Source organism: Emcibacter sp., assembly GCF_048269205.1.
In the GTDB taxonomy this organism is placed as follows: domain Bacteria; phylum Pseudomonadota; class Alphaproteobacteria; order Sphingomonadales; family Emcibacteraceae; genus Emcibacter.
In genome coordinates, this window is record NZ_JBLXJC010000001.1 from 1,319,838 (window position 1) to 1,343,587 (window position 23,750).

Annotated in this window: 27 protein-coding genes; 16 read left to right on the top strand and 11 right to left on the bottom strand. The window is 51.3% G+C overall.

Annotated features, from left to right (window positions below; all coding sequences use genetic code 11):
* Positions 1-7: 7 nt before the first annotated feature.
* The 6 genes from ACN0YD_RS06160 (at position 8) to pseB (ending at position 5,830) form a co-directional block, all read left to right on the top strand.
* Positions 8-640 (top strand): pseudaminic acid biosynthesis-associated methylase, encoded by a 633-nt coding sequence (locus ACN0YD_RS06160; RefSeq protein WP_417317868.1) that lies wholly within the window; start codon positions 8-10, stop codon positions 638-640.
* A gap of 12 nt (positions 641-652) precedes the next feature.
* Positions 653-1,414 (top strand): cytidylyltransferase domain-containing protein, encoded by a 762-nt coding sequence (locus ACN0YD_RS06165; protein WP_417317870.1) that lies wholly within the window; start codon positions 653-655, stop codon positions 1,412-1,414.
* Complete coding sequence (locus tag ACN0YD_RS06170) at positions 1,411-2,391, top strand: Gfo/Idh/MocA family protein (protein ID WP_417317872.1); 981 nt, start codon at positions 1,411-1,413, stop codon at positions 2,389-2,391. The genes ACN0YD_RS06165 and ACN0YD_RS06170 overlap by 4 nt, the downstream gene beginning before the upstream one ends.
* A 21-nt stretch (positions 2,392-2,412) precedes the next feature.
* Positions 2,413-3,729 (top strand): DegT/DnrJ/EryC1/StrS family aminotransferase, encoded by a 1,317-nt coding sequence (locus ACN0YD_RS06175; protein WP_417317874.1) that lies wholly within the window; start codon positions 2,413-2,415, stop codon positions 3,727-3,729.
* Positions 3,716-4,681 (top strand): hypothetical protein, encoded by a 966-nt coding sequence (locus ACN0YD_RS06180; RefSeq protein ID WP_417317876.1) that lies wholly within the window; start codon positions 3,716-3,718, stop codon positions 4,679-4,681. The genes ACN0YD_RS06175 and ACN0YD_RS06180 overlap by 14 nt, the downstream gene beginning before the upstream one ends.
* A 114-nt stretch (positions 4,682-4,795) precedes the next feature.
* On the top strand, positions 4,796-5,830 hold the full coding sequence (gene pseB / locus ACN0YD_RS06185) for a UDP-N-acetylglucosamine 4,6-dehydratase (inverting) (RefSeq protein WP_417317878.1): 1,035 nt from the start codon (positions 4,796-4,798) through the stop codon (positions 5,828-5,830).
* Between the two features lie 75 nt (positions 5,831-5,905).
* Here the strand turns inward: pseB and ACN0YD_RS06190 are convergent, their stop codons facing one another.
* The 4 genes from ACN0YD_RS06190 to ACN0YD_RS06205 all read right to left on the bottom strand — a co-directional run bounded on the left by ACN0YD_RS06190 (position 5,906) and on the right by ACN0YD_RS06205 (position 8,946).
* On the bottom strand, positions 5,906-6,736 hold the full coding sequence (locus ACN0YD_RS06190) for a flagellin (protein ID WP_417317880.1): 831 nt from the start codon (positions 6,734-6,736) through the stop codon (positions 5,906-5,908).
* Positions 6,737-7,071: 335 nt separating this feature from the next.
* Complete coding sequence (locus tag ACN0YD_RS06195; RefSeq protein WP_417317882.1) at positions 7,072-7,524, bottom strand: hypothetical protein; 453 nt, start codon at positions 7,522-7,524, stop codon at positions 7,072-7,074.
* Positions 7,525-7,540: 16 nt separating this feature from the next.
* Positions 7,541-7,858 (bottom strand): rod-binding protein, encoded by a 318-nt coding sequence (locus ACN0YD_RS06200; protein WP_417317884.1) that lies wholly within the window; start codon positions 7,856-7,858, stop codon positions 7,541-7,543.
* Entirely contained in the window at positions 7,858-8,946 is a 1,089-nt protein-coding gene (locus ACN0YD_RS06205) for a flagellar basal body P-ring protein FlgI (RefSeq protein ID WP_417318859.1), read from the bottom strand. The genes ACN0YD_RS06200 and ACN0YD_RS06205 overlap by 1 nt, the downstream gene beginning before the upstream one ends.
* Before the next feature lie 338 nt (positions 8,947-9,284).
* Here ACN0YD_RS06205 and ACN0YD_RS06210 point away from each other — a divergent pair, with 338 nt between their 5' ends.
* Positions 9,285-9,701: a flagellar assembly protein FliX gene (locus ACN0YD_RS06210; RefSeq protein ID WP_417317886.1), complete on the top strand. Its 417-nt coding sequence runs from the start codon at positions 9,285-9,287 to the stop codon at positions 9,699-9,701.
* A gap of 164 nt (positions 9,702-9,865) precedes the next feature.
* On the top strand, positions 9,866-10,282 hold the full coding sequence (dksA, locus tag ACN0YD_RS06215; protein WP_417317888.1) for an RNA polymerase-binding protein DksA: 417 nt from the start codon (positions 9,866-9,868) through the stop codon (positions 10,280-10,282).
* 115 nt (positions 10,283-10,397) lie between these two features.
* On the opposite strand, the gene flgH is transcribed toward dksA, so the two are convergent.
* From flgH to flgF, 4 genes are read right to left on the bottom strand one after another with little or no spacing between them, the layout of a single operon-like run.
* Positions 10,398-11,159 (bottom strand): flagellar basal body L-ring protein FlgH, encoded by a 762-nt coding sequence (gene flgH / locus ACN0YD_RS06220; protein ID WP_417317890.1) that lies wholly within the window; start codon positions 11,157-11,159, stop codon positions 10,398-10,400.
* Between the two features lie 16 nt (positions 11,160-11,175).
* Positions 11,176-12,147, bottom strand: coding sequence for a flagellar basal body P-ring formation chaperone FlgA (gene flgA / locus ACN0YD_RS06225; protein ID WP_417317892.1), 972 nt, complete (start codon positions 12,145-12,147; stop codon positions 11,176-11,178).
* 10 nt (positions 12,148-12,157) lie between these two features.
* Positions 12,158-12,943: a flagellar basal-body rod protein FlgG gene (flgG, locus tag ACN0YD_RS06230; RefSeq protein WP_417317894.1), complete on the bottom strand. Its 786-nt coding sequence runs from the start codon at positions 12,941-12,943 to the stop codon at positions 12,158-12,160.
* Between the two features lie 23 nt (positions 12,944-12,966).
* On the bottom strand, positions 12,967-13,713 hold the full coding sequence (gene flgF / locus ACN0YD_RS06235; protein ID WP_417317896.1) for a flagellar basal-body rod protein FlgF: 747 nt from the start codon (positions 13,711-13,713) through the stop codon (positions 12,967-12,969).
* 338 nt (positions 13,714-14,051) lie between these two features.
* Between flgF and ACN0YD_RS06240 the strand changes: the two genes are divergently transcribed.
* The 8 genes from ACN0YD_RS06240 to ACN0YD_RS06275 all read left to right on the top strand — a co-directional run bounded on the left by ACN0YD_RS06240 (position 14,052) and on the right by ACN0YD_RS06275 (position 22,098).
* Positions 14,052-14,591, top strand: a complete 540-nt coding sequence (locus ACN0YD_RS06240) for a flagellar basal body-associated FliL family protein (protein ID WP_417317898.1) — start codon at positions 14,052-14,054, stop codon at positions 14,589-14,591.
* Between the two features lie 5 nt (positions 14,592-14,596).
* Positions 14,597-15,703, top strand: a complete 1,107-nt coding sequence (fliM, locus tag ACN0YD_RS06245) for a flagellar motor switch protein FliM (protein WP_417317900.1) — start codon at positions 14,597-14,599, stop codon at positions 15,701-15,703.
* Positions 15,700-16,113: a DUF6468 domain-containing protein gene (locus tag ACN0YD_RS06250; RefSeq protein ID WP_417317902.1), complete on the top strand. Its 414-nt coding sequence runs from the start codon at positions 15,700-15,702 to the stop codon at positions 16,111-16,113. Before fliM ends, ACN0YD_RS06250 begins: the two co-directional genes overlap by 4 nt.
* Positions 16,114-16,153: 40 nt before the next feature.
* Positions 16,154-16,831 carry a MotE family protein gene (locus ACN0YD_RS06255; protein WP_417317904.1) on the top strand — a complete coding sequence of 226 codons (678 nt, stop codon included), beginning with the start codon at positions 16,154-16,156 and terminating at the stop codon, positions 16,829-16,831.
* Positions 16,832-16,945: 114 nt separating this feature from the next.
* Positions 16,946-17,587 (top strand): protein phosphatase CheZ, encoded by a 642-nt coding sequence (locus ACN0YD_RS06260; protein WP_417317905.1) that lies wholly within the window; start codon positions 16,946-16,948, stop codon positions 17,585-17,587.
* Between the two features lie 94 nt (positions 17,588-17,681).
* Positions 17,682-18,413 carry a hypothetical protein gene (locus ACN0YD_RS06265; protein ID WP_417317907.1) on the top strand — a complete coding sequence of 244 codons (732 nt, stop codon included), beginning with the start codon at positions 17,682-17,684 and terminating at the stop codon, positions 18,411-18,413.
* On the top strand, positions 18,410-19,117 hold the full coding sequence (locus ACN0YD_RS06270) for an OmpA/MotB family protein (protein WP_417317908.1): 708 nt from the start codon (positions 18,410-18,412) through the stop codon (positions 19,115-19,117). Before ACN0YD_RS06265 ends, ACN0YD_RS06270 begins: the two co-directional genes overlap by 4 nt.
* 56 nt (positions 19,118-19,173) lie before the next feature.
* Positions 19,174-22,098 carry a tetratricopeptide repeat protein gene (locus ACN0YD_RS06275; RefSeq protein ID WP_417317910.1) on the top strand — a complete coding sequence of 975 codons (2,925 nt, stop codon included), beginning with the start codon at positions 19,174-19,176 and terminating at the stop codon, positions 22,096-22,098.
* Between the two features lie 12 nt (positions 22,099-22,110).
* On the opposite strand, the gene fliP is transcribed toward ACN0YD_RS06275, so the two are convergent.
* The 3 genes from fliP to ACN0YD_RS06290 are packed head-to-tail and all read right to left on the bottom strand — an operon-like array spanning position 22,111 to position 23,524.
* On the bottom strand, positions 22,111-22,884 hold the full coding sequence (gene fliP, locus ACN0YD_RS06280) for a flagellar type III secretion system pore protein FliP (RefSeq protein ID WP_417317912.1): 774 nt from the start codon (positions 22,882-22,884) through the stop codon (positions 22,111-22,113).
* The gene (locus ACN0YD_RS06285) at positions 22,881-23,192 is read right to left on the bottom strand and encodes a FliO/MopB family protein (protein WP_417317914.1); all 312 of its coding nucleotides are present in this window, start codon (positions 23,190-23,192) and stop codon (positions 22,881-22,883) included. Before ACN0YD_RS06285 ends, fliP begins: the two co-directional genes overlap by 4 nt.
* Positions 23,192-23,524, bottom strand: a complete 333-nt coding sequence (locus ACN0YD_RS06290; RefSeq protein WP_417317915.1) for an EscU/YscU/HrcU family type III secretion system export apparatus switch protein — start codon at positions 23,522-23,524, stop codon at positions 23,192-23,194. Before ACN0YD_RS06290 ends, ACN0YD_RS06285 begins: the two co-directional genes overlap by 1 nt.
* Between the last annotated feature and the right edge of the window lie 226 nt (positions 23,525-23,750).

Consider the following 23,750-nt stretch of genomic DNA (forward strand, 5'->3'; position numbering starts at 1 on the left):
AGAAAAGATGAATGCATCAAATACGGAACAAACCTCCTTCTGGCGTGGAGAATTCGGTGACGAATATATTGACCGCAATGCGGCTGATGCGGAGCATCTTAGCAACCGGCTGGCCATGTGGAGCCGCATCATTGCGCCGATGCGGGGCGATATGCCGAAGAGGATACTGGAAATCGGTTCCAACGTTGGCCTTAATCTCAGGGCGCTGAACCTGTTGACCGACGCGGAAATGGTTGCTGTGGAACCCAACGGCAAGGCAAGGGAAATACTGATCCGGGATAAGGTGGCTGCACCGGAAAATGTAATTGACGGCGTCGCGTCAGAATTTGATCTGGCGGATGGGGACGTGGACATGGCCTTTACCTGTACGGTGATGATTCATATACATCCGGATGATCTTCTGGCAGCCTGCAAAAGGATTCACCGGGCAACCAGCAAATATGTTGTCTGCATCGAATATTTTTCCGACAAGCAGGAAATGAGAGAGTATCGGGGCCATAGCAACAAACTGTTTAAATGCGATTTTGGTGGTTTCTGGCTGGATAACTTCCCCGACTTGAAGCTGCTGGATTACGGCTTTGAATGGAAACGGGTTAGCGGGCTGGACAATTTCACCTGGTGGGTGTTCGAGAAAAAGTAGGACACAATTTCCATGCCGGGCAAAGATCATATAATCGCCACTATTGAGGCACGCATGACGTCAACCCGTCTGCCGGGCAAGGTGTTGAGGGAGTGTCAGGGAAAATCCATGCTGGCGCTGATGGTGGAACGTGTCCGGCGGGCCGAACATATTGATGGCATTGTTGTCGCCACAACCGTCAATGCAACAGATGACGTAATCGTCAGTGAGGCAGAAAAACTTGGTGTGGAGTGTTTTCGTGGCAGCGAAGATAACGTTATGTCACGGGTTCTGGAGGCTTCTAAGGCGCACAGGGCAGACGTTATTGTCGAGCTTACCGGCGACTGCCCGCTAATGGACCCGGCTTTGATTGATGAGGCCGTGAAAAAGTATCTGGAGTGCGGTGTGGACTATCTGTCCAACTTTAATTATCTGAGCTTTGACACGGCGGAAACCTATCCCATCGGCTGTTCAGTGCAGGTCTTTGGGACTGAGGTCTTGGATGATGCCTTCAAGAGGACCGATGACCCGCTGGACCTGGAACATGTCAGCCGGTTTATCTATCAGCATCTGGATCTCTACAGTGTGAAATTCATCGGTGCACCGGAACATCTTCGTGCTCCGGATATTTCCATTACTCTCGATACGCCCGAGGATTATCAGTTAATCAAGGCGGTTTTTGACCATCTTTATCCAGTCAATCCCGAATTTATCCTGGGGGATATCCTTGAGTTTTTACAGGAAAATCCGGAAATTGCTGCCCTGAATCAGAAGATAGGCAGGGTAAAAGTGTGAATAGCTCTCGGGACGCCATTAAAGTCTTTATTATTGGCTGCGGGGCCATCGCCGGCGGCTATGATGAACATGATCCCGAAGGTCCAGATGTGATTCAAACCCATGCCAAGGCTTTTTCTCTTGATCGGAGATTCCGGATTATCGGCAGCTATGATGCCGATAAAGACCGGGCCCGGCGATTTGCCCGGACTTGGAAGATCGAACACGTCGCAGATGAAATTGAGATGGCACTCACTCAGTTGAAGCCGGATGTCGTTTGCCTGTGCAGTCCGACAAAATACCACGCCAGGCAACTGGAGCTATTGCAGGACAGAGGCATAAGGCTGGTGCTCTGTGAAAAACCCCTGACGGACAGCATCGAGAGTAGCAGGGAGGTAGCAGAGGCTTACAGTAAGGGTAGTACTGTTCTTACAGTAAACTATACCCGCCGCTGGAACAGTGCCTTTCAGGATTTAGCCCGGCGCATAGCTGCGGGTGAATTCGGCGGCCTGCAGAGAGGCGCAGGATGGTACAACAAAGGCCTCTATAACAATGGATCCCATATGGTTGATCTGTTCAGAATGTTTTTTGGTGAGCTTTCGGTGAACCATGCGGGAAATGTAATGCATGATTTCTGGGACGGTGACCCGACACTGAATGCGGGGTTGAGGACGGCTAATGGTCTTCCCCTTCATTTGGCGGGTACCGATGTCAGGCACTTTCAATTTTTCGAGTGCCGTCTGATCATGGAAAAGGCAGTTATCGACATGGCTGATTTCGGGGACAGACTGATCATCCGAAAACTGGGAGATGAGGGGATGCCTGTTCGCAAGGCGGAAACAATCGATACAGGCCGCGAGAAAACATTCCTGAAGCTGGCGGATAATATCGCTGAGTTTTTCATAGAAGGAGCACCCCTTAAAATAACGGCAGGGGAAGCACTGAGAACATTGGAGGTTTGTGCGGCAATCCGGCAAAAGGCCGGAGTGCCTGCCTGAGATAAATTAAAGGATCAAGAAATGTCAAAACTGGCATTATTGGGCGGTCAGCCTGTCAGGTCAGAGTTTTTTCCGGCCCATAACTTTATCGGAGATGCTGAAAAGAAAAAGGTAATGGAAGTTCTGGACAGCGGTGTGCTGTCCAAATTCCTGGGGGTCTGGCACAAGGATTTCTTCGGTGGGGCGGAAGTCCAGGCCTTTGAAAAGCAATGGGCCGTGGATTACAAGGCAAAGCATGCCATCTCGGTCAACAGTTGTACCAGCGGCCTCTATGCTGCCGTTGGGGCCGCCGGGGTGGGGCCGGGTGACGAGGTTATCGTCTCGCCCTATACCATGGCAGCTTCGGTGACAGCTGCAATCGCTTTTAATGCAGTCCCTGTATTTGCTGATATTGATCCGAAAAGTTACTGTATTTCGCCGGAAACAATTCGTAAGGTCCTGACTCCCCGGACCAAAGCCATTATTGTAGTTCATATTTTCGGTCAGCCGGCGGAAATGGATGGAATCATGGAGATTGCCCGGGAGCATAATCTGGTTGTGATTGAAGATTGTGCTCAGGCACCGTGCGCCAGCTATAAGGGACGGCCTGTTGGTACTCTTGGGCATATGGGGGTTTTCTCGCTGAATTATCACAAGCACATCCATTCCGGTGAGGGTGGGATCATCACCACCAATGATGACAGTTATTGCGACCGTCTTCAGCTGATCCGCAACCATGCCGAAGCAGTACTTCAGGGCCGGGAAGTGGACAGTCTGGTCAATATGGTTGGTTTTAATTTCCGGCTCGGCGAGATTGAGGCTGCGATAGCCTCGGTCCAGAACGAAAAGAGCCGGGAGTTGGTGGAAAAGCGCCGCCACAATGTGGCCTATCTGTCAGAACAATTGAAGGGGCTTCCGGGGATTCGCCTGCCCGAGGTTCCGGACTATGTCGAGCATTCCTATTATATGCATGTGCTGCGCTATATGGAGAGTGAAACAGGGATACGACGGGATACATTCGTCAGGGCGGTCCGCGCCGAGTTGCCGGAAATGAAACTGCGGGAAGGGGAAGGTGCCCTGATCGGCCAGGGCTATGTGAAGCCCATCTATCTTTATCCCATGTTCCGGGAACAGATAGCCTATGGCTCGGTGCAATGTCCCTTTAAATGCCCTCATTACAAGGGAAAGCAGGACTATAAAGCTGGCATGTGTCCTAATGTGGAAGACGCCCATGCAACGGTCATAACCCACGAACTTGTCAGACCTTCATTGAGCAAAAAAGATTTGGATGATGTGGTAGCCGCTTTTCATAAGGTTTCTGAAAGCCTCGGGGAGTTGAAGGCCGTTGACCAGCAGTAAATCTGCCAGAATTCTTCTGATAAGCCGGGACCCGGGAGGAACCAATCAACTGGTTGCTCTGCGTCAACTGCTTCTTTCCGGACAGGGCGGCAAGTTCGGAATTCCAGACTCAGATGATGTGCCGGAACTTTTTATTGCTGCAAAAGAATTTGCCCAGGCTATATGGCGCAATGCAGGTCAGGATATCATCGCTCTGGAGCAGGACCTGGGTGAAGATCGGATCAGGGAGCTGCTGAACCGGATCCAGCCGGATTTTATCTATACCGGTACCAGCCATATTGATGACCGGACTGAACAGGAAGTCTGGCGAGTGGCGAGCCAGATGGGCATCCCTACAGCGGCACTTGTGGATTCTCAGAACAGCATACTGTTGAGATTTACCGACAACAGAAATGTCATTGTTACACCTGACAGGATTTTTGTGGTCGACGCTCGCTCAAAACAAGAGCTGACAGATGCGGGCGTAAAGAAGGCCCATATTACAGTTGGCGGCGATTTATACAGGACGCATCTTGGGACAGTGGAAAATCTTGCCGGACAGGCGGGAGAGACTAGAGCGCATTGGCAGGTCGAGGAAGGTGAAAGTGTTATTCTTTTTGCTTCCGATTATATTTCGGAAATCGGCCTTGATAAGTTCCCACACAAAGTTAGCGAGTTTGATTGCCTGGAGTATCTGCTGGAGGCTCTGAGGGGTGGAAATAGTTTTGAGGGACTGAAAGCACCTTTTCGTCTTGTTATCCGTCCCCATCCTAAGGATACCCCTGGAAAATACGACAATTATCCAGAGCAATCCCAGAACGGTCTGGCAATTATTGTCACAGACCAGGGTTCATCGCTGGAAGCTGTTGGTGCCGCGGATATTGTTGTGGGTATGAATTCTTCACTCTTCAGGGAAGCAGAAGTTCTGGGGGTGCCTGTTGTTCCTTTAATTCCTCTGGTTCAGCAGGATTGATCGACCAAGTGATTGTCTTTGCTCTTAAACAGGTCAACGGGATATTTAAGGTTTTGTCTTTACAGGATTTTTTCGTATACTTTGCAGAGTTTTATACTAAGGGAAAGAAATGAAATGGCTTCTTCAGCAATGCGGAGTTTTCGTACCAATCTCGATTTTCTGAAAGGCAAGAGCATTTTGGTGACCGGTGGTACCGGGTCTTTTGGGAAGAGCTTTGCCAGAACAATACTGGACCATTCGGAAATTCGCCGACTGGCTATTTTTTCCCGTGATGAACTGAAGCAATATGAAATGGACAAGGAGTTTTCCTCTCATCCCCATTATAAGAAGCTGCGTTTCTTTATCGGGGATGTGAGGGACCCGAAGCGTATGAATCTGGCGTTCCGCGGGATCGATTATGTGATCCACGCAGCGGCGCTGAAACATGTCCCCATTGCCGAATATAACCCGTTTGAATGTATTAAAACCAATATCATGGGGGCTCAGAATGTGGCCGAAGCGGCCCTGTCGGCAGGCGTGACCAAAATTGTCGCTCTGTCCACAGATAAGGCAGCTAGTCCGATCAACCTCTATGGCGCCTCCAAATTGGCGTCTGACAAGATTTTTGTTGCCGCCAACGCTCTTGGCGGGGAACAGGAATTTTCCTGCTCTGTTGTGAGATACGGCAACGTGATGGGATCGAGGGGGTCTGTCATTCCATTTTTCAGGAATTTGCTAGAAAATGGTGCTGAGGAACTACCGATAACTGACAAGAGAATGACCCGTTTCTGGATCACTCTTCCCCAGGGGGTGGATTTTGTGCTCAGCTGTCTTGAGATGATGCAGGGGGGAGAAATTTATGTGCCGAAACTTCCCAGCATGAAGGTGACTGATATGGCCCGCTGCATGGCGCCAGACCTACCCCACAGGGAGATCGGCATTCGTCCGGGTGAAAAACTGCACGAACAGATGATAACTAAAGATGACGGGCGGGAAACTATTGAACTGGATGATCGCTATATCATTACGCCCCAATTCACATTCTGGGATCAAAACTACTATAGCAAGCAGGGAGCAAAGCCTGTGAGTGAAGGGTTTCATTATTCCAGTGACAATAATTCTGAGTGGATGGATGACAGAACATTCAAGGATCTGCTCGGCAAACTCTGAATTCTTATTTCTGTAAAAAGAAAAAGACCGGCAGTTTTGCCGGTCTTTTTGCGCCAGAATACTTGCAGGGACGTGTTAGCCGCCGAATAGATTGAGAATAGACTGCGGAGCCTGGTTGGCGATGGAGAGCGCCTGGACGCCCAGTTGCTGCTTCACTTGCAGTGCTTGCAGGTTGGCGCTTTCTTTGGCCATGTCGGCGTCGACAAGGTTACCAATACCAACCTGGATGGTGTCTGCGATCTTATCAGAGAAAATACGCTGGGCCTCAAGGGATTTACCGCCGGCGCCAAGGGAGGTCAACACGGAGTTCACCTGGTCCAGGGAGTTATCGACAGTGGTGACCATGGTTGCAGCGTCGGCCTGTGTCAAAATGGTCGCTAAAGCAGTAACACCTATGTTGGGACCGCCAAGGGTCAGATCCTGATGTGCAATGCTGATGGTCTGGGTGGCATCCGGGTTCGTAATGGCGACAATGGTGTCGGCACCATTATCAAGAATATTGGTGCCGTTAAATTCTGCGTTATTAACGATTGTGGTGATCTGGTCGCGCAGCGCTTCGAAGTCCTCGGAAAGGGCATTACGACTTTGTGTGCCAAGGCCGGCATCGGCTGCTGCCACGGCCTTTTCTTTCATTTCAATCAGAAGATCGGAAATCGAACCGGCAGCGGCCAGGGCGATGTCGATTGTACTGATGGAGCGGTCAAGGCTTTGTTTAACCGCATTGTACCCCTTGAGGTCGGCGCGCAGGCCCTGGGCGATGGAATAGATCGCAGCATTATCTTTGGCTGAGGAAATTCGCAGACCCGTATTAATTTTATTTTGTGTTTGTTCCAGATCTCTGGTCGTCGAGTTCAGGTTGAAAAGCGCCGATAGGGCGCTTGCATTTGTATTTACTGAAAAGGCCATTATTGCTCTCCTTATTCTACAGGTATTCTGGCTGTATTTCTTATCGCAATACTTGTTGCTGAATAAGCTATTTGCAATAACCGTGCCAATTTATAAAAACATCATAAGTTATTGAATATAAACAATAAAAAATGATGAAAATCAGAAGTAGATACGGGGTAGGTAAATTGTGCCCGGAAGGGCGGAAAAGCTTGCTAGGACAAGCTGTGTGTGTCCGGTTCCCGGACATTTTTTGCCTAGCGGGAAATTACCCGCAATAAGGGTGTTTGTTGTTTTGAAACGAGCAAAAAAAAAGGGCCGAAGCCCTGTTGGAAGACCCAAAGTAAGAGAACTTTTTATATGGTTTTATTTAATGTCAGTGTGGTCGGTGTCTTGCTGCCTTTTGCAGATTGCATCTGCGCATTGGCGCCGTAGCCACTACTCTGCGAAGCCTGGCGGGCGACTTCTTCACCGATGGCCTTGATCATGCTTTCCGATATGGTTTTCAGGGCGTACAACGTGGACTTATGCTGTTTGAGTACATCTCTGAAAGTCTCGTTTTCCTTCTTGAACTGCCTGACGATTTCGCCATTGCCGGCGGCCTTGAAACCACCATTTCTGTTCAGTGCCTCCATGTGTTGCCGATAACTGTCCATCAACCTGTTCTTGACTTCGTTGAGGGGCTGAATCTCGGCCGGCCGCTTGTCTTTCAACAGCGCTATTTCCTGACGGATGACGCTTGTGAGTTCCCTGGTGGTTTCAATCAGGGAGGATATGATGCTCTGGTTTGTCAATTGTGTCTCGGTCATTGTTGGTTCCAGTCGGTTATTCCTGCCCGGCTTCCTGTGTCTTGAGAATTTCCCGGTAAACGGCATCGGACAGGCCAATGCCGCCATTTCTTGAAATACTGTTGGCAATCTGCTCGTTCAGAATACCCTTGTACATTTCCTCCGCATGTCCGCCGCCAAAGGGACCGTCGGTTTCCAGCCCAACGGAAAGGTTTTTCAGAATGTCGGCGAGGAAGATGGCTTCGAAATCATCGGCTACGGCCCGGGCTGCTCTTTGTTGCGCGGTTTTCGGGGCTTCAACATCCGGTCTGACGACACTTCTGGAGCCGGGAAGGGTGTAGATATTCGGTTCCATTACATCACCTCGATCTCGGCATGCAGGGCGCCGGATACCTTGAGGGCCTGGAGGATGGCGATCATGTCACGCGGGCCGATCCCCAATGCATTCAGTCCATCGACAAGATCCTGGAGGTTTACGCCCGGATTGAGCAGGGCAAGCTTTTTGCCTTCGCCGGTATCCACTTCAACCTCTGTTCTTGGTACAACTGCGGTCTGCCCGACCTGGGCCAGCGGGCCCGGCTGAGAAACCTGGGGTGTTTCGGTTACCCGAATGGTCAGGTTGCCCTGGGCGATTGCGACTTCGCTGACGCGGACTTCATGCCCGATGACAATAATGCCCGATTTCTCGTCGATCACGACCCGGGCTTTCTGGTCCGGTGTGACATACAGCTGTTCAATATCCGTCATCAGGGAAACCATGTCTTTCTGGTAACCCAGAGGCTTCTGTACCTGGACAGTTGCTGGATCAAGAGGGTTGGCAATATTCATGCCCATTTCCTCGTTGATCACGGCAGCGATGCGACGTGCCGTCGTGAAGTCCGGAGTGCGAAGGGAAAGTGCCAGGGAATTCATATGCCCCATGCTGAAATTCAGTTCCCGTTCAATCAACGCGCCGTTGGGAATACGGCCTGAGGTGGGCACACCTGTAGTGATGGATTCCGCATCACCGCCTGCCGAAAAACCGGCAATCTGAAGTGACCCCTGGGCAACGGCATATACTTCGCCATCGGCACCCAGCAACGGCGTTACGATCAGGGTTCCGCCGCGCAGGTCGTCGGCGTCGCCGAGCGAACTAATGGACACATCAATGCGTGATCCCTTGCGGGCGAAGGGCGGCAGGCTCGCTGTCACCATGACGGCCGCCGTGTTGTCGGTTTTCATATTGGCGTCGCGAGTATTGACCCCGAGCCGTTCCAGCATGGCAGTCAGGCTCTGTTGGGTGAAGGGGGCGTTGCGGAGAGAATCTCCTGTGCCGTTCAGGCCAACAACCAGGCCGTATCCGACCAGTTGGTTTTCCCGAACGCCTTCCACAGACACAAGATCCTTGATCCTGGAAGCAGAGTGGGCCGGCAGAGCCGCCTGCAGGATCATGACAACCGACATCAGTCCTGCAAGCCATGTGATCCTGCTGGACTGTCCTTTTCTACCGGTTTGGCAAAACGCCTTGAAAATCTGTTCTGTTTTCATCTTTTACCTGATCTACAAAATTGTTCAGGTTGTTATAAGCAAAAGTCATGCCAGAAATATTCTGTAAATCGATATGTGTAACCTACTGAAATTAAATAATAAAAAATTATGTAGTGTATGAGTGGGAAGAAGGGGCGCAAAAAATACCGGGCAAAGGGAAAGGCTTGCCGGGCAATTATTTATTATCTTCTGCTTTTACCCGGTTCCGCCATCTGGTATTCATAAGAAGGTAAGCAAATAGATGAGGAGCTTTCATGGAAATCAAAGGTCCCGGCAAAATCTCCACCTCCGGCGTATCTTCTAAAAAGCGTAAAAAGGGCGTGGAAAAGGGCGCCTTTAACAAGGCGCTGGAAACCGATGAAACGACATCGGCAAGCAGCGTAAGTGGTACAGCGCCACTGACGGCAGTAACTTCCCTCCTTGCCCTGCAGGAAGCGGAAACCGCAACAGATGGCAGGTCAAGGGGGCTGATGCGGGCGGAAGATCTCGTCAAACACCTTGAAGCAATACAGAACGGCCTGCTTCTTGGGTATGTTCCGATGCAGAAGCTGCGGGAAGTATCGTCCATTGTCGCACAGAAGAGGGATCAGGTTGATGATCCCGCCCTGAATGATCTTCTTGATGATATTGAATTAAGGGTCAAAGTAGAGCTTGCCAAACTTGGGAAATAGTACTTGCTGAAAAGCTAATGTCTGTCCCCTGGTAATATTGCTGTAACGATTATTTCTTACACCATCAGATAATTATCCGGAATCGCTCAAAAGCCGCTTGAAAAGTGACATTGAGTTGAGTAGGTTGTGGTCGATTTAAAGTAAACCCATATCTGAGGTGATCAATGAGCGTAGAGTTGCCTAAAGGTTATGTTCCATCTCCTGACGAGGAATTCATGAACCCGACGCAGTTGGAGTATTTCCGCAAGAAGCTGATCGACTGGAAAGAAGATATTCTCCGTGATTCCAGAGAGACGCTGACTCATCTGCAGGAAGACAGTCTCAAGGAACCTGATATTGCGGACCGGGCGTCGTCTGAAACAGATTGGTCAGTCGAACTCCGCACCAGGGATCGTCAGCGCAAACTGATTTCCAAAATTGATGCTGCTCTGAACAGAATTGAGCAGGGCGAATACGGATATTGCGAGGTTACCGGCGAGCCCATTAGTCTGCAGCGGCTCGATGCGCGCCCGATTGCGACCATGACCCTGGAAGCCCAGGAAATGCACGAGAAATATGAGAAGGTACATCGGGACGATTGAGAACACCGATATACTGTTGGAATGTAAAAGGGCCGCTCCATTCTGGGGCGGCCCTTTTTTGGGAATCATACTGTAGAAGACACAGCAGATACAAATATGGTTTTACCGGGTTCCTCTAGAAGGGGAACAGAATGTCAAAAAGCTGACTGCCGTAGCGTGGCTGTTGGACATCGGTGATCTGGCCGCGACCGCCATAGGAAATTCTCGCTTCGGCGATTTGAGTGTGCTCAATGGTATTGGTTGAACTGATATCTTCCGGCCGGATAGCGCCCATGATTGTCAACTCGCGCACCTCATAGTTCACACGAACTTCCTGACGTCCCTGGATGATCAGGTTGCCGTTCGGGAGAACCTGCGTGACAACGGCTGCAACAGTCAGGCTGATTGCCTCTTTGCGGTCCACGGAACCCGATCCGCTGTTGGAAGTAGTGCTGCCCATGTCAACCAGGCTCGACGGATTGACCTCCGAGGGTAAAATGGCGTCCAGATGTGACTCAAGGCCCAGGAAATTCGACAAGCCGGCATCTTCTGAACTCGACCTGCTCCGGGTTGTCTTGTTGTCGATGCTTGCTTCGTCGTTGATGGTGATGTTGACCGTCAGGATGTCTCCCACCATGCTGGCTCTCTGGTCTTTGAAGAACATTTTATTGCCGGTTTTCCAGAGCGAATTGCTGTTGTGTCTTACGTCCTGCGATGCCGGGCTGGTGGCATAGACGACGGCCTGTCTGTCCGGAGCCCGGTTCTGGGGGATGACCGAGTCAGCATCGATAGGGGCCAAATCGGGCGCTTTGCCGATATTGGATATCCGGTCAAAGGTGCTGCAGCCAGAAACGGACAAGGCGCAAACAGCAAATAATATATTTCTTGCATAGATCATGATGGGTAATCCTTTCCTAGTTCGCGGCCAGGTTCATGCCGGCGGACATAACGGTTACTTCGCCGGGGCCTGTCACCAGGGCTTCCATTGTTTTGAGTGAGGCTGCGTTCATCACCCGGATCACGTCGCCGACACCACCGTTTTCCATTGCCTTGCCGACAACAGTTAATGTCATTCTTGACGTTTCATAGGTTATACTGACGGGTTTTCCGCGATGAATGATTTCGGGTCGTTTCAGGTCGGCAAGCCGAACCGGGGCTTCTGCTTTCAGAGGACGTCTGACAGTCATACCAAGAAGCTGTTCCTGGCTCCTGCCAATATTTTTGCTGACGCTGTAGACCGGAACTGCAATCCATTTGATATCTCTTTTGCCAATGATTGTACCGGGGGTGATAGATTTGCTCAGGGCAGGGACATAGGCTACTTCCGTAAGTTTTCCGGTTATGGACGCAGACAGTCTTTTTCCCGCACCTGTGGGGTAGTTGACTGTTGCTGCAAACTTGCCGCTTCGCTTGTCCAGGTCAAACATGGCGACCTCAATCTCCTCTATACCGGAATCAATCGGGACGACAATCTGCTGGTTGGCGCCGTAAAGGCTGATGGTACGCTCCCGGCCATCGTTGACGTGAAGCTTCGCCTCTTCATTGAGCAGGGTGACCAGGTCCCGGCGACTGATTTCCTTACCCACACGATAGATCGCAACCTGTTTTACCGCCCGGCTGTTGCGCCAGTAAATACCATGCTGGCGGGTGAGCTGTGCTAGATAGGAGGCCGAGATGTATGTTCTTTTGCCGGGGGCCGGAGCATCCATTACCTGCAGGTCATGATTGTCTTCAAGATCGTCAAAAAGATCGCCAAGTGTGACCACTTCATTTTCCACCCGGGCTTCCTTTTTCAGGTCGGCAATTGCCGCTGAAGAAAATTGTCCACCGGAAAGCCAGATCAGGAAACTAGCCATTATGGCGATAACATATTTCATTCTAAACATGTTTCGTTCCTTATCTCAGGTTAGAAGTGACGCTCATCATTTCGTCGGCAGTGCTGATCACCTTTGAATTCATTTCATAGGCCCGCTGAGCCGTAATCAAAGAGGTGATTTCTGCAACCGAGTTCACGTTGGCAGTTTCAAGAAAACCCTGAACAATGGAGCCATAACCGTCCGTGTTTGGACTACCCACAGTCTGTGCGCCGGAGGCCGGTGTTTCCAGAAACAGGTTCTGGCCAATAGCTTCCAGGCCGGCAGGGTTGGGGAATATAACCAATTCGAACTGCCCAACCACCTGAGGGTCAATCTGGCCGTCAAGCTTGACGGAGACCTCGCCCTGCTCATTGACGGAAATGTCCGTCGCTTCCTGTGGAATATTGATTCCTGGGGCGACCGTGTAGCCCTCCGGCGTTACCATTTCGCCAGTTGGGCTCAACTGGAACGATCCTGCGCGGGTAAAGGCGTCCTGCCCATTCGGCAGAACAATCCGGAAATAACCGGCCCCGTTAATGGCCAGATCAAGGGGGGTATTGGTGTTCACCAGTTCGCCCTGTTCCGTGATCCTGTAAACGCCGCCGGCCTTCACGCCGACACCGATCTGAATACCGGACGGAACGATCGTGCCGGTATCCGAAGAGGCGGCGCCCACGCGTTCGATATTCTGATACAGCAGATCCTGGAATTCGGCGCGCTGCCGTTTGAACCCGGTGGTATTCATATTGGCAATGTTGTTGGAAATAACTTCCACATTCAACTGCTGGGCCAACATGCCGGTTGCTGCAATACTAAGTGCTTTCATGGTTCTATCCTAATCCTTGCCGCCTAGCTCAGTCGGGCCAGTCTGTTGATGGCCTGATCCTCGATCTTATGAGTGTCTTCCATCATCTTGGCCATGGACGTATAGGCTCGGCTGATTTCAATCATCTTGGTGATTTCGACTATCGGTTCCACATTGGAACTCTCGGCCACGCCCTGGATGATTGAATAGTTTTCTGCAGCGATGGGTTGCTGCTCGGTATTGAAGAGATTGTCCCCGATTTTGTTAAGCTGGGAAGTGTCGGCAAAGGTAACGACGCCAAGTTTGCCCAGCGTGCCCCGGTCCTTCGACCAGATCGTGCCGTCGGTTGCAATCTCCACTCCGGTAAAGTTGGTCGGAATGGGAAACTGGATCGGATTGTCATCGGCATCCAGAATGGGCTGGCCGGTTGAGACAACCAGTGTGCCATCATCTGCGAGCGCCAGGTGTCCATTCCGGGTATAGGCAATCTCGCCATTTTCGCGTCTGACCTTGAACAGGCCGTCACCGCTCAGGCCAATATCGAATGGGTTGCCCGTAGTGTCATAGTTTCCATCGGTCATCTTGCGGGAGATCCCGTAATCCTGAACGAAGGCAACCTGTTTCAGTGATTTCGGCATATCGCCGTCGATTTCGTCAATATATTCCTTGAACATGACCGATTCCCGCTTGAAAGCAGTGGTGTTCATGTTCGCAATGTTATTGGCTATAATATCCATCTGTCGCCGCATGGCGACCTGATGTGAAAGTGCTACGTAAATATTTGTATCCATCTTTATGGTCCTTCTGGCCAGTCAAATGTTCCCGCTGCTCTATATGCATTTACCGTGCCAGAATTTAATATCTATAAAAAACAATGGGTTAATTAAGTATCATGTGAGACTTCTCATGGCGACCGGTAGGGATTGCCGGGCAATCTTTTCCCGACGGGGAGGGAAAATGCCGATGGTTTCCATATTCCATTTAACAATGGAGCCTGTTATGTTAACCATAATCGGCCGACCGACTGCAGAGACAGGAGACATTCCTAACGAGTTATTAACCAACAGGTTTTAGTTTCGACCTTTATGTAGATGCAACCCGGCAGGATTGAGTGGGATAGTTTGAACTTATGAGCGAAGAAAACGGCGAAGAAAATATTGATGACCTGGCTGAAGGTCTCGAGCAGAAAAAATTCAGTGGCAAGAAGCTCGTACTGTTTGTCGTTTTGCCATTGCTGCTGTTGCTAATTGGTGGTGGTGTGGCCTTGATGTTTCTTGGTGGCGACGATCCGGAGGTTGCCGAAGGCGAGCATGGTGCCGAACAGGCCGAGCTGCATGAGGAAAACCCCGATGAGCCCACAGAGCTTCTTTTCCTGGACCTGGAGCCGCTGCTTGTGAATCTGAGCACGGCCGGCGGTAAGCCAAGCTATCTCAAGCTGACGATTGCACTGGAAGTAGACAGACAGAGTTCTCTCGATGATCTGCAGGCCAAGCTGCCACGGGTGATCGATAACTTTCAGATTTATCTGAGGGAACTGCGGGTGGAAGATCTGAACGGTTCTGCCGGCATGTTCAGGCTCAAGGAAGAATTGTTGATCCGGGTGAACGAGGCTGTATACCCGACCCGGGTTCATGATGTGTTATTCAAGGAAATACTTATTAACGGATAACATGGATGTCAGAAGAAGACGAAGAAATTGATGATGATGCCGTAGCTGCTGAATGGGAAGCCATGGCCGCCGCCGATGATGGTGACGGCGAAGAAGGTATGGAGGACGGCGAAGAAGACATGGCCGCGGCCATGGGAACCGATCGCGTCCTGGATCAGGACGAGATCGACAGTCTTCTGGGTTTTGACGGCGATGAAGGTGGCGAAGGCACTAAATCCGGTATCCAGGCACTGATCAACAGTGGGCTGGTAGCCTACGAACGCCTTCCCATGCTGGATATTATCTTTGACCGTTATGTCCGGATGATGTCCACGTCTCTTCGTAACTTTACGTCCGACAACTTCGAGGTTTCGATCGACAACATGACGTCGATCCGTTTCGGGGACTATCTGAACAGTATTCCGCTGCCGGCCATGCTGGCGGTCTTCAAGGCCAAGGAATGGGATAACTACGGTCTGATTACCATTGACAGTAACCTGATCTATTCGGTTGTTGATGCACTGCTTGGCGGCCGTCGCGGTACGGCGCCCATGCGTATTGAGGGCCGGCCCTATACCACCATCGAGCATACGCTGGTGGAACAGATGCTCGGTGTTATACTCAAGGACCTGTGTGCAGCCTTTGAACCGTTGAGCCCGGTCACTTTCAAGCTCGACAGGCTGGAAACAAACCCGCGTTTTGCCAGTATCGCCCAGCCCAGCAACGCGGCGTTGCTGATCAAGATGCGCGCCGATATGGAAGATCGGGGCGGGCGTATGGAACTGGTTCTGCCCTATGCCACGGTTGAACCGGTGCGTGAGCTGCTCCTGCAGCGCTATATGGGGGAGAAATTCGGTCGTGACTCCATTTGGGAAACCCACCTGGCCACAGAGCTGATGATGACGGATGTTTCCCTGGAAGCCGTTCTTGACGAACAGACGATGACGCTTGGCGAGGTACTGGGACTGGAAATAGGGCAGACATTGATGCTTAACGCAGTGCCGGATGGCGACATCGAAATCAAATGCTCTGGCGTGCCCATGATGCGGGGTAAGATCGGTCGCATGGGCCGCTATGTCGCCATCAAGGTAGATCAGCTTTATCGCAAACTGTACGAGGAGGCAGGGTCATGAGTATGGAGTTTATACTTGACGGTGTGATCACTCTGTTCATGGCGGTGCTTATCGTATACTGCATTGTACTGAACGGCAGACTGAAAAAATTTCGCAATGCCCAGGATGAAATGGCGCAGATGGTCATGCAGCTGAATGAGGCGACGACAAGGGCACAACAAAGCATCGGCACCCTGAAGCAGTCTGTTGGAGACGAAGAAATCAAGTTGGCGGAACTTTTGGATAAGGCCCGCAAGATGGCTGACGAACTCTCTGTCATTACCGACGTGGGTTCAAATCTGGCAAACAGGCTCGAAAGGGGGCTTTTGCCGGATACTGATAAAGGCGAAACGCCTGTTAGCAGCGCGAAGATTGAGGAACCGGAAGATGAAGAAGACGAGCTTCTGGAAAACCTCAGAAATGTACGCTGACGGCGTGATCGACTTCGAAGGAAAGGCTTAGGATAACAATATGGGCAAAATCAGATTTTTACCGGTACTGATTCTGGTGATGGTTCTCTTTTTCGGCTTCAGGGCTTATGACTTTGCTGTCGGCGTGGAGCAGGTCTTTGCCGCGAATGCCGGGGAACCTGTTCCCGAGATGGAGAATCCCACAGCGCGCGACCTTTCCGATGTTGTCTCAGCTGCCGGAGACAAGGCTGAAGGACAAGCCGATCCTGCCGGGGAGGCCACAGATACACACATGGATGATGATGAGGGCTTTGTTGCCGGCTGGAGCCGCTCAGAGGTTCAATTGCTTCAGGAACTTTCTGAACGTCGGGAAGTCCTTGAGGGGAGAGCCAAGGAGATGGACATCCGTGAGAAACTCCTGGAAGCGACGGAAAACCGAATTGACCAGAAAATCGCCTCTCTGAAGAAAATCGAGGCCCAGATCCAGGGGCTTCTCAAGGCCCATGACGAGCGCGAACAGGCACAACTCGAGAGCCTTGTGAAAACCTATACGGCGATGAAACCGAAAGACGCGGCGCGGATTTTCGATAGTCTGGATATGGATATCCTGATCAATATCATTGAAAATATGAACGAAAAGAAAGTGGCGCCAATTCTGGCCAAGATGTCATCGCAAACGGCTAAGGAGTTGACAGTCGAGCTTGCTACAAGGCGCCAGATGCCCGATATCGAGGGATAACAACGGCTTAAGATAGATTAAGGGCGGGGGTTAACCCGCCATTAACAGTTGTTCCTTATGCTTGCCCATTACGTTAAATCTTGAAATTTCAGATAATAGTTCAAGGAAAAAGTTATGGGTTCGAATATCGTTGCGCTCGAGGACAGAATTGTCCATATCCGTGAAAAATTCGGGAATGAGGTTCCCGTGGAAGACGTGTCCATGATTGTGGGTGAAGTGATGGGTACCATTGATGGTGACTTGGCCCTTGTGGAGATCCACTTTCAGGACGAACTGCGCGACCTGCTGCAGTTTATCGACAAAGCGAAGAGCGATATCAGCCAGATCCGGCCCAAAGACCTGAGTGAGCGGCAGCTCCCGGAGGCATCAGACCAGCTCGATGCGGTTGTCAGCGCTACCGAGGAAGCCGCTTCCAGTATTATGGATGCTGCCGAGGAGCTTGGTGACCTTGCTGCTTCCGCCGAGGGTGAAATGGCTGAGAAACTGGAGACTCTTTCCACGAAAATTTTTGAGGCTTCCAGCTTCCAGGATATCACCGGACAAAGGGTGACGAAAGTGGTCAATACCCTGCGCCATCTGGAAGAAAAACTTTCAGAACTGGCCAAGGCAATTGGTGACAACGAAGTTTATGAAGAAGGCGCCAATGCCAAGGCACCGGAAGACATGGAGGCCCATGAACTTCTGCACGGCCCGCAGCTGGAGGAAACAGCCAACGATCAGGATTCTATCGACGCCCTTCTGGCCAGCTTTGATTGATTGTGGCGGAAAATTTGTTTAGGCTAGCGCAAATTATGGTTAACAGACCAGATAATGTAGCCTGAACAAAGGTTTGGCACTCAACAGTATGGAAATGAAACATCTCGACCTCGAGGAAGACGGGGAAAAACAGTCGGCGAACGACCAGACGACAGGGATTTTCGTATCCCTGTATCTGATCGTGCTGGCTTTTTTCATGGTGATGAACTCTATTTCCAACCAGGAGGAGAACCGGGTTGCGGCAGCGACCGAAAGTGTGACCCGGGCTTTCAAGAATCCTTTTGAGCCGGACGCGGATTTCATTGACGTTACCTCCAGCGCGGACTCGGTTACACCGAACGACGAGTTTTACGACCAAATCCAGGGTGTTTTCGCCTCACTCGTCGGGTTCGAAGGTAAATTTCCGAGCCAGGGGGGACATATTATTTCGGTGAATTTTTCCGTGAATGATCTTTTCGAACGGGGGACTGCCCAGTTTCGCATAGATCAACGGGAATTTCTCAATCAGCTTGCTGTATTTCTCAAGACAGGGCGGCAAAGTGACAAAAGGGAAATAGAATTTCTGGTCAGCACAGGTAAAGACCTGCCGCAGGGGCCCCAATATTGGAAGGACCTGAATATCCTTCGTGCCGGGGCCATTGTTGCAAAACTGGAGGATCTCGGTGTTGCCGGAGATCAGATATCAATCGGTGTCGTTACCGGGAAGAAAAACAGGATTACGGTGACCTTTTTCAACCGGGAAAAGATTAATTCCCGGCAGAGCCTGTCCGGTTTCGATGATATGCCGGTCAGTGGTCCCGACGCCAGCGAGGAGGGGAGGCCATGAGCGAGCCTGCCCTGCAAAAAAGCCGCAAGACAGTTGCGGACAGCTGGATGATTATTTTTGCAGACCTCCTGGCTCTGCTTTTGACATTTTTCGTGCTCATGTTTTCCATGAATTCCGTTCAGGTTTCCAAATGGAAGGCGGTTGTGGAGGCACTCAGTGAACAGCTTAATCCGGAACGCGCCAAGGTGATCGATGAGGATTGGGAAAAGGTCGAGACCGCACTTGTTCACAAGGAGCCCGCTCTCAGTTTGCTCTATCTGAAACGAATCTTTGAAGACAAGCTGCAATATGATCCCATTTTACAGCGAAGCAGAATAACAGTGCTTGATGACCGTCTGGCCATATCACTGCCGTCGGACATGATTTTCGAACAGGGCAGTTCTGAACTTGGCAAGGAAGCCTATAAGGCGATGGTCGAGCTGGGCGATGCGCTCAGGGATATTCCCAACAAGATTGTGGTTGTCGGGCATACGGATCTGGAACCTACCAGTGGAGCAAGATATCCCAGCAACTGGGAACTTTCACTGGTTCGGGCGCTGACGGTTGCAAAAATGATTGAAGAGGCCGGATACGCCAATACGATCGAAGCCTATGGCAACGGCTCGTCCCGCTTCAGGGAGCTGGATGAACAGATTGATCTTGATGAGCGATTTGTGCTGGCGCGACGGGTGGATGTGATGATTCACAAGCAGGAAAAGCAATAGAGACAACAGGGCAGATGCGAACCATTGGAATATATAGCGTAAGCACGCGTCAGGTCATGACGGTCCTCAGCCATCTCTGTGTCATGGCAGTGATGGCCTTTGTGGTTTTTTGGCAGCAACAGCTCTTTGCCCAGGAGCGTCTGCAAGTCAGAAATGGGGATCATTTGACCTTTAGCCGCATTGTGTTTGACTGGACCGAGCCTGTGGACTATACGGCCGCCATTGTCGATAACAGGCTCCGTATCACCTTTGGCCGGACAGCCGAACCTGATTTCGGGCTGTTGCCGCTGGAGCCTGTCCGTTTCCTCCAGAATCCCAGTTATTCAATTGAGAATGGCCGACTTGTTGTGACGATGGAGCTGCGTGAGACTGGACGTCTCGAGCATTTTGTCACTGAAAACAAGGTCGTCGTTGATCTGATTGAGATGGCTAACGAGGATGCCTCCACCGCAGCAACGGGAGTAAAACCCGTCACGCCGCCGAAAGCGGATAAAGCGGAGTCCAACGTAGTAGCGGCTGCGGCCACAACTAAAGTTCATACGGAGCAAATCCAAGAAACGGCTGTTGCAGGGAAGACTGGTTTAGCCCTAAGGGTATCCGGTTCAAAGGACCTGCCGATATTGACATTTCCCTGGGATAAGGATGTAAAAGCGGCAGTATTCATCCGACACAACATTTTGTGGGTGGCGTTCGAGGGCAAAGCTGAGATTGATCAGTCTGCTCTTGCCGGCTGGATTGGCAAAAACAGTACTATCAACGGTTTCCGCAAGATTCCACATGATAAAGCCACCATATTTATCTATGAAATGGCCCCCGGGTATTTTGCGAAGGCAACCAAAGACGGGCATGCCTGGTCAGTTGCTTTGAGGTCGAACTATTCGGTTGCCATGTTGCCCATCGACATTGGCCAGCAAAGGGGGAGCGGCAAAGGGGAAAACTTTTTCTTCTCCTATGAAGGTGTCGGCTCTCTGATTACGGTCAAGGACCCGGTGATTGGTGACAGGATTTTCATGGCACCGGCGCAGGAATCTTCCCAGGGTGTGATCAAGAGGCGGGAATATCCAGAGTTCCGCGTGCTGGAAACCGCCCAGGGAATTGCCGTGGAGCTTTATTCGGACAGGCTCGAGGTCGTGCGCTACAGAAACGGTGTGGGAATTTCTTCCGATGACGGGTTGTCCATGTCGAGAAGCCGCCTTTCCAGCAAGTTTGTGATGGAAAAGGACGAGACGAAAAAGTCTGAGCAGACGGCGGAAGATGTCAGACTCATAGATCTGCGCAGGTGGAGAGAGGGGCCGGACCGGAATAGCGAATTCGATGCTAACCGGCGTGAGCTTCTGTATTCTCTGTCCCAGACCACAGATGATGAAAGAAATCAGGCGCGCTGGGATCTGGCCAGGTTTTATCTCGGGAATGGCTTTGCCGCTGACGCCTACGGAATTCTTGAGCTAATGCGCGAGCAGGAGCCAGAGCTTCTGGAAAGTCCGGAATACAGGGCGGTTCTCGGGGTGACGAATATTCTGTTGCGGCGCTATGATGAGGCAGTACGGCTTCTGACTCATAAGGGCTTGATGACAGAGCTTGACGCCTATCTCTGGCGTTCCGTTGCCAACGGGGCTCTGGGCAACGATGAGAGGGTGCTCCAGGATTATAAAAAGGGATCGGACATTCTGTCTCTGCATGAACCCAGAGACAGAGCCAGATTCCTTCTGTCTGCAATTCGGGCGGCTTATCGGAAGGGCGATCTGGAATTTATGTCTGACCAGATGAAAATTCTCCGCAAATATCCGTTATCTGCCGAGCAGCTGACGGAAGTTGACTATTGGCAGGCGAAACTCACTGAATTGTCCGGAAGCCGGGAAAAAGCCGAAGGCGAATATGACAGGGTGATCAAGGCCGGGGTGCGAAAGACAAGCGCCTGGGCCAGCCTGGCGCTGGTTAATTCGGAACTGGAAAGTGGAAAGATAGCGCCGGCCGAAGCCATTGACAGACTTGAAAAACTTCGGTTTTCCTGGCGCGGTGATGATTTTGAGCTGGAACTTCTCTCCCGGCTTGGCGAATTGTATGTCCAGCAGAGTGATTACCGGACAGGGCTTGAGACTCTGAGGCAGGCGGCGACCTATTTCAGGGACAGCAAGAAGACCCGGGAACTGACCAAGACCATGTCGTCCATATACAGGGGCCTTTTCCTGGAAGGAGGAGCCGACCGGCTTGCGCCGATCAAGGCTGTAGCCCTTTATAACGACTATCGGGAACTGACACCGCTCGGTCCTGATGGCGACCTGATGACCCGCCGCCTGGCCGACAGGCTGGTTTCAGTGGACCTTCTGGACAAGGCTGCGGAAATCCTGGACCATCAGATAAAACACCGGCTGAAAGGGATTGCCCAGGCCGATGTCGCCAGCCGCTTGGCCATGATCTACATACTGGACAGCAGGTCCGACGAAGCCCTGAAAATTCTCCGTTTCACCCGCCAGGCCCAAACACCGGATGATATCGAACGCCGGCGCCGGATGATTGAGGCTCGGGCCCTGATCGAGCTTGGCAGCTATGAAGAAGCCGAAGTTCTGTTATCCGATTACAACGGAGAGGAAATCGAACAGCTCAGGTCTGATATCTACTGGAAATCGGAAAACTGGAGCCGTGTGATTTCACACAGCAACAAACTGCTCGGAAATCGCTGGCAGTCGGATCAGCCGTTGACTTCCGATGAGCGATTGACGGTGTTGAGGCTTGCTGTTGCCCTGTCGCTGGCGGAGGAGAACAATGGTCTGGGTACTGTGCGGGAACGTTACATGGACCATATGCAGAATGGAAAATATGCCGATGCCTTTGAGGTCATCACCGCTCAGCAGCAGAGAAGCGGGGATGACGTCAGGCGTCTGACCCAAAGCATTGCGAGCGTTGATCGCCTGGAGACCTTTATGGACGCCTATCGCAACGAATTCGCCAGCAATACCGATCAGGTCAGCAGGACCAACTGATCTCCAGGCTATCTATCCTGCCGGTATTCCGGTATTGAAGCTCTGGATAAGACTGCCGGCGATCAGATGCCATCCATCCACCAGCACAAAGAAAATCAGTTTGAAGGGCAGGGAAATCATGACCGGCGGCAGCATCATCATGCCCATGGACATAAGGATCGAGGCCACAATGAGATCAATGATGATAAACGGAACGAAAATCAGAAAGCCGATCTCGAATGCCCGGCGCAGTTCGCTGATCATAAAGGCGGGGACAACGATCTGAAGCGGGGTGGCCGCCGGATTCGCCGGCTGTTCTGTGCCCGACAGGTCCAGAAACAGGACGAGGTCCTTTTCCCGGACATGACGCATCATGAAATTATGGAACGGCTGAACGGTAAGGTCAAAGGCCTCTGCCTCGGTTATTTGTTCCTCGATGAGTGGACTTATTCCCTGCTCATAGGCATCCTGGATGGTGGGGGCCATGATAAATCCCGTCATGAACAGGGCCAGACTGATCAACACAACGTTCGGCGGTGTCTGTTGGGTGCCAAGGGCGCTCCTCAGAAGCGAGAAGACAATGATGATTCTGGTAAAAGAAGTGATGACCACGAGAATTGCCGGAGCAAGACTGAGCACGGTCATCAGAAGGATGAGCTGGACAACGCGTCCCGAGAGGCTTCCTTCTTCCCCGAGATCAAGGCTGAATTGCTGTGCTTCTGCCGGCAGGGAAAACAGGAAAAGCCCGAGCAAGCCAGTCAGGACCAGGGAAAACAGGGCCGACCTGTTTGTGAATTTTTTCATCATACTTTCTCGTCCCCTGTGTCCCGCTCGTCTGTTTGCGGTACGGAAATATCTTGCTCGACAACCAGATCCCTTTCCGTGCCCAGCATAAGAAGATGCTCTGTCTGGTCACGTCGGACCAGGACAAGCCTGCGCTTGGCGTCGATAGGTAAAATCTCCACAATATTGAGGCGCCGGTGTCGGGCTTTTGGAGAATGGATGGTTACCCGTGCCGACAACCCCATTCTCTTTGCGGCATAGGCCAAGCCAAAAAGCAGAGCGATAACAAACAGGAGGGCAATAAGGTACTGACCGTAACTCACAATATCCATCAGTTATTGCCCCTTTCCGGGTTCGCGGCCGGCCTGTCATAGCTCTCTTTGTTGAGGTTGACCTCGCCATTGTAAAGGTAACTCAGGATTTCCGTGACTGTTTCCAATGCTTCAACAGGAATAAGCTCCCCTTCGTCAAACATGCCCAGTAGAGTGACGAGGTCTTCATCCTGCCGGACCTTTACGCCACTGGCAAAGGCAATTTCCAGAATTTTTTCCGCATTCTCTCCCTTACCGGTCGCCGTAATGCGCGGCACGTTTTCCCTTTCGCCTTCCTGGCTAAGGGCGACCGCGGTCTGGCGTTTCTCTCGGGGGAAGTTGTCCTTTGTCATCAATGGGTTTTTCCAGTTTTGATTATTCCTCGTTATTATCATGGATAATAAGCACAGGCAGAAAAAAATTACAGTACTTATTATTAACCATAATATATGCTGTTCGTGCCGCAAGTTTGGATGTTTTTTTGCTCGGAAAGCATTCTCGGGGCAGGAGATTAACAGATTGTTAATTTTATCTCTCCACAATAGGCTCGTAGTGTTGTATCGTTAATCATTGAATCTA

Coding starts and splice junctions, on each gene's coding strand:
- ACN0YD_RS06160 (WP_417317868.1), top strand. CDS start 8: ATGAATGCATCAAATACGGAACAAACCTCCTTCTGGCGTGGAGAATTC.
- ACN0YD_RS06165 (WP_417317870.1), top strand. CDS start 653: ATGCCGGGCAAAGATCATATAATCGCCACTATTGAGGCACGCATGACG.
- ACN0YD_RS06175 (WP_417317874.1), top strand. CDS start 2,413: ATGTCAAAACTGGCATTATTGGGCGGTCAGCCTGTCAGGTCAGAGTTT.
- pseB (WP_417317878.1), top strand. CDS start 4,796: ATGGCTTCTTCAGCAATGCGGAGTTTTCGTACCAATCTCGATTTTCTG.
- ACN0YD_RS06190 (WP_417317880.1), bottom strand. CDS start 6,736: ATGGCCTTTTCAGTAAATACAAATGCAAGCGCCCTATCGGCGCTTTTC.
- ACN0YD_RS06195 (WP_417317882.1), bottom strand. CDS start 7,524: ATGACCGAGACACAATTGACAAACCAGAGCATCATATCCTCCCTGATT.
- ACN0YD_RS06200 (WP_417317884.1), bottom strand. CDS start 7,858: ATGGAACCGAATATCTACACCCTTCCCGGCTCCAGAAGTGTCGTCAGA.
- ACN0YD_RS06205 (WP_417318859.1), bottom strand. CDS start 8,946: ATGTCGGTTGTCATGATCCTGCAGGCGGCTCTGCCGGCCCACTCTGCT.
- ACN0YD_RS06210 (WP_417317886.1), top strand. CDS start 9,285: ATGGAAATCAAAGGTCCCGGCAAAATCTCCACCTCCGGCGTATCTTCT.
- dksA (WP_417317888.1), top strand. CDS start 9,866: ATGAGCGTAGAGTTGCCTAAAGGTTATGTTCCATCTCCTGACGAGGAA.
- flgH (WP_417317890.1), bottom strand. CDS start 11,159: ATGATCTATGCAAGAAATATATTATTTGCTGTTTGCGCCTTGTCCGTT.
- flgA (WP_417317892.1), bottom strand. CDS start 12,147: ATGTTTAGAATGAAATATGTTATCGCCATAATGGCTAGTTTCCTGATC.
- flgG (WP_417317894.1), bottom strand. CDS start 12,943: ATGAAAGCACTTAGTATTGCAGCAACCGGCATGTTGGCCCAGCAGTTG.
- flgF (WP_417317896.1), bottom strand. CDS start 13,713: ATGGATACAAATATTTACGTAGCACTTTCACATCAGGTCGCCATGCGG.
- ACN0YD_RS06240 (WP_417317898.1), top strand. CDS start 14,052: ATGAGCGAAGAAAACGGCGAAGAAAATATTGATGACCTGGCTGAAGGT.
- fliM (WP_417317900.1), top strand. CDS start 14,597: ATGTCAGAAGAAGACGAAGAAATTGATGATGATGCCGTAGCTGCTGAA.
- ACN0YD_RS06250 (WP_417317902.1), top strand. CDS start 15,700: ATGAGTATGGAGTTTATACTTGACGGTGTGATCACTCTGTTCATGGCG.
- ACN0YD_RS06255 (WP_417317904.1), top strand. CDS start 16,154: ATGGGCAAAATCAGATTTTTACCGGTACTGATTCTGGTGATGGTTCTC.
- ACN0YD_RS06260 (WP_417317905.1), top strand. CDS start 16,946: ATGGGTTCGAATATCGTTGCGCTCGAGGACAGAATTGTCCATATCCGT.
- ACN0YD_RS06265 (WP_417317907.1), top strand. CDS start 17,682: ATGAAACATCTCGACCTCGAGGAAGACGGGGAAAAACAGTCGGCGAAC.
- ACN0YD_RS06270 (WP_417317908.1), top strand. CDS start 18,410: ATGAGCGAGCCTGCCCTGCAAAAAAGCCGCAAGACAGTTGCGGACAGC.
- ACN0YD_RS06275 (WP_417317910.1), top strand. CDS start 19,174: ATGACGGTCCTCAGCCATCTCTGTGTCATGGCAGTGATGGCCTTTGTG.
- fliP (WP_417317912.1), bottom strand. CDS start 22,884: ATGATGAAAAAATTCACAAACAGGTCGGCCCTGTTTTCCCTGGTCCTG.
- ACN0YD_RS06285 (WP_417317914.1), bottom strand. CDS start 23,192: ATGGATATTGTGAGTTACGGTCAGTACCTTATTGCCCTCCTGTTTGTT.
- ACN0YD_RS06290 (WP_417317915.1), bottom strand. CDS start 23,524: ATGACAAAGGACAACTTCCCCCGAGAGAAACGCCAGACCGCGGTCGCC.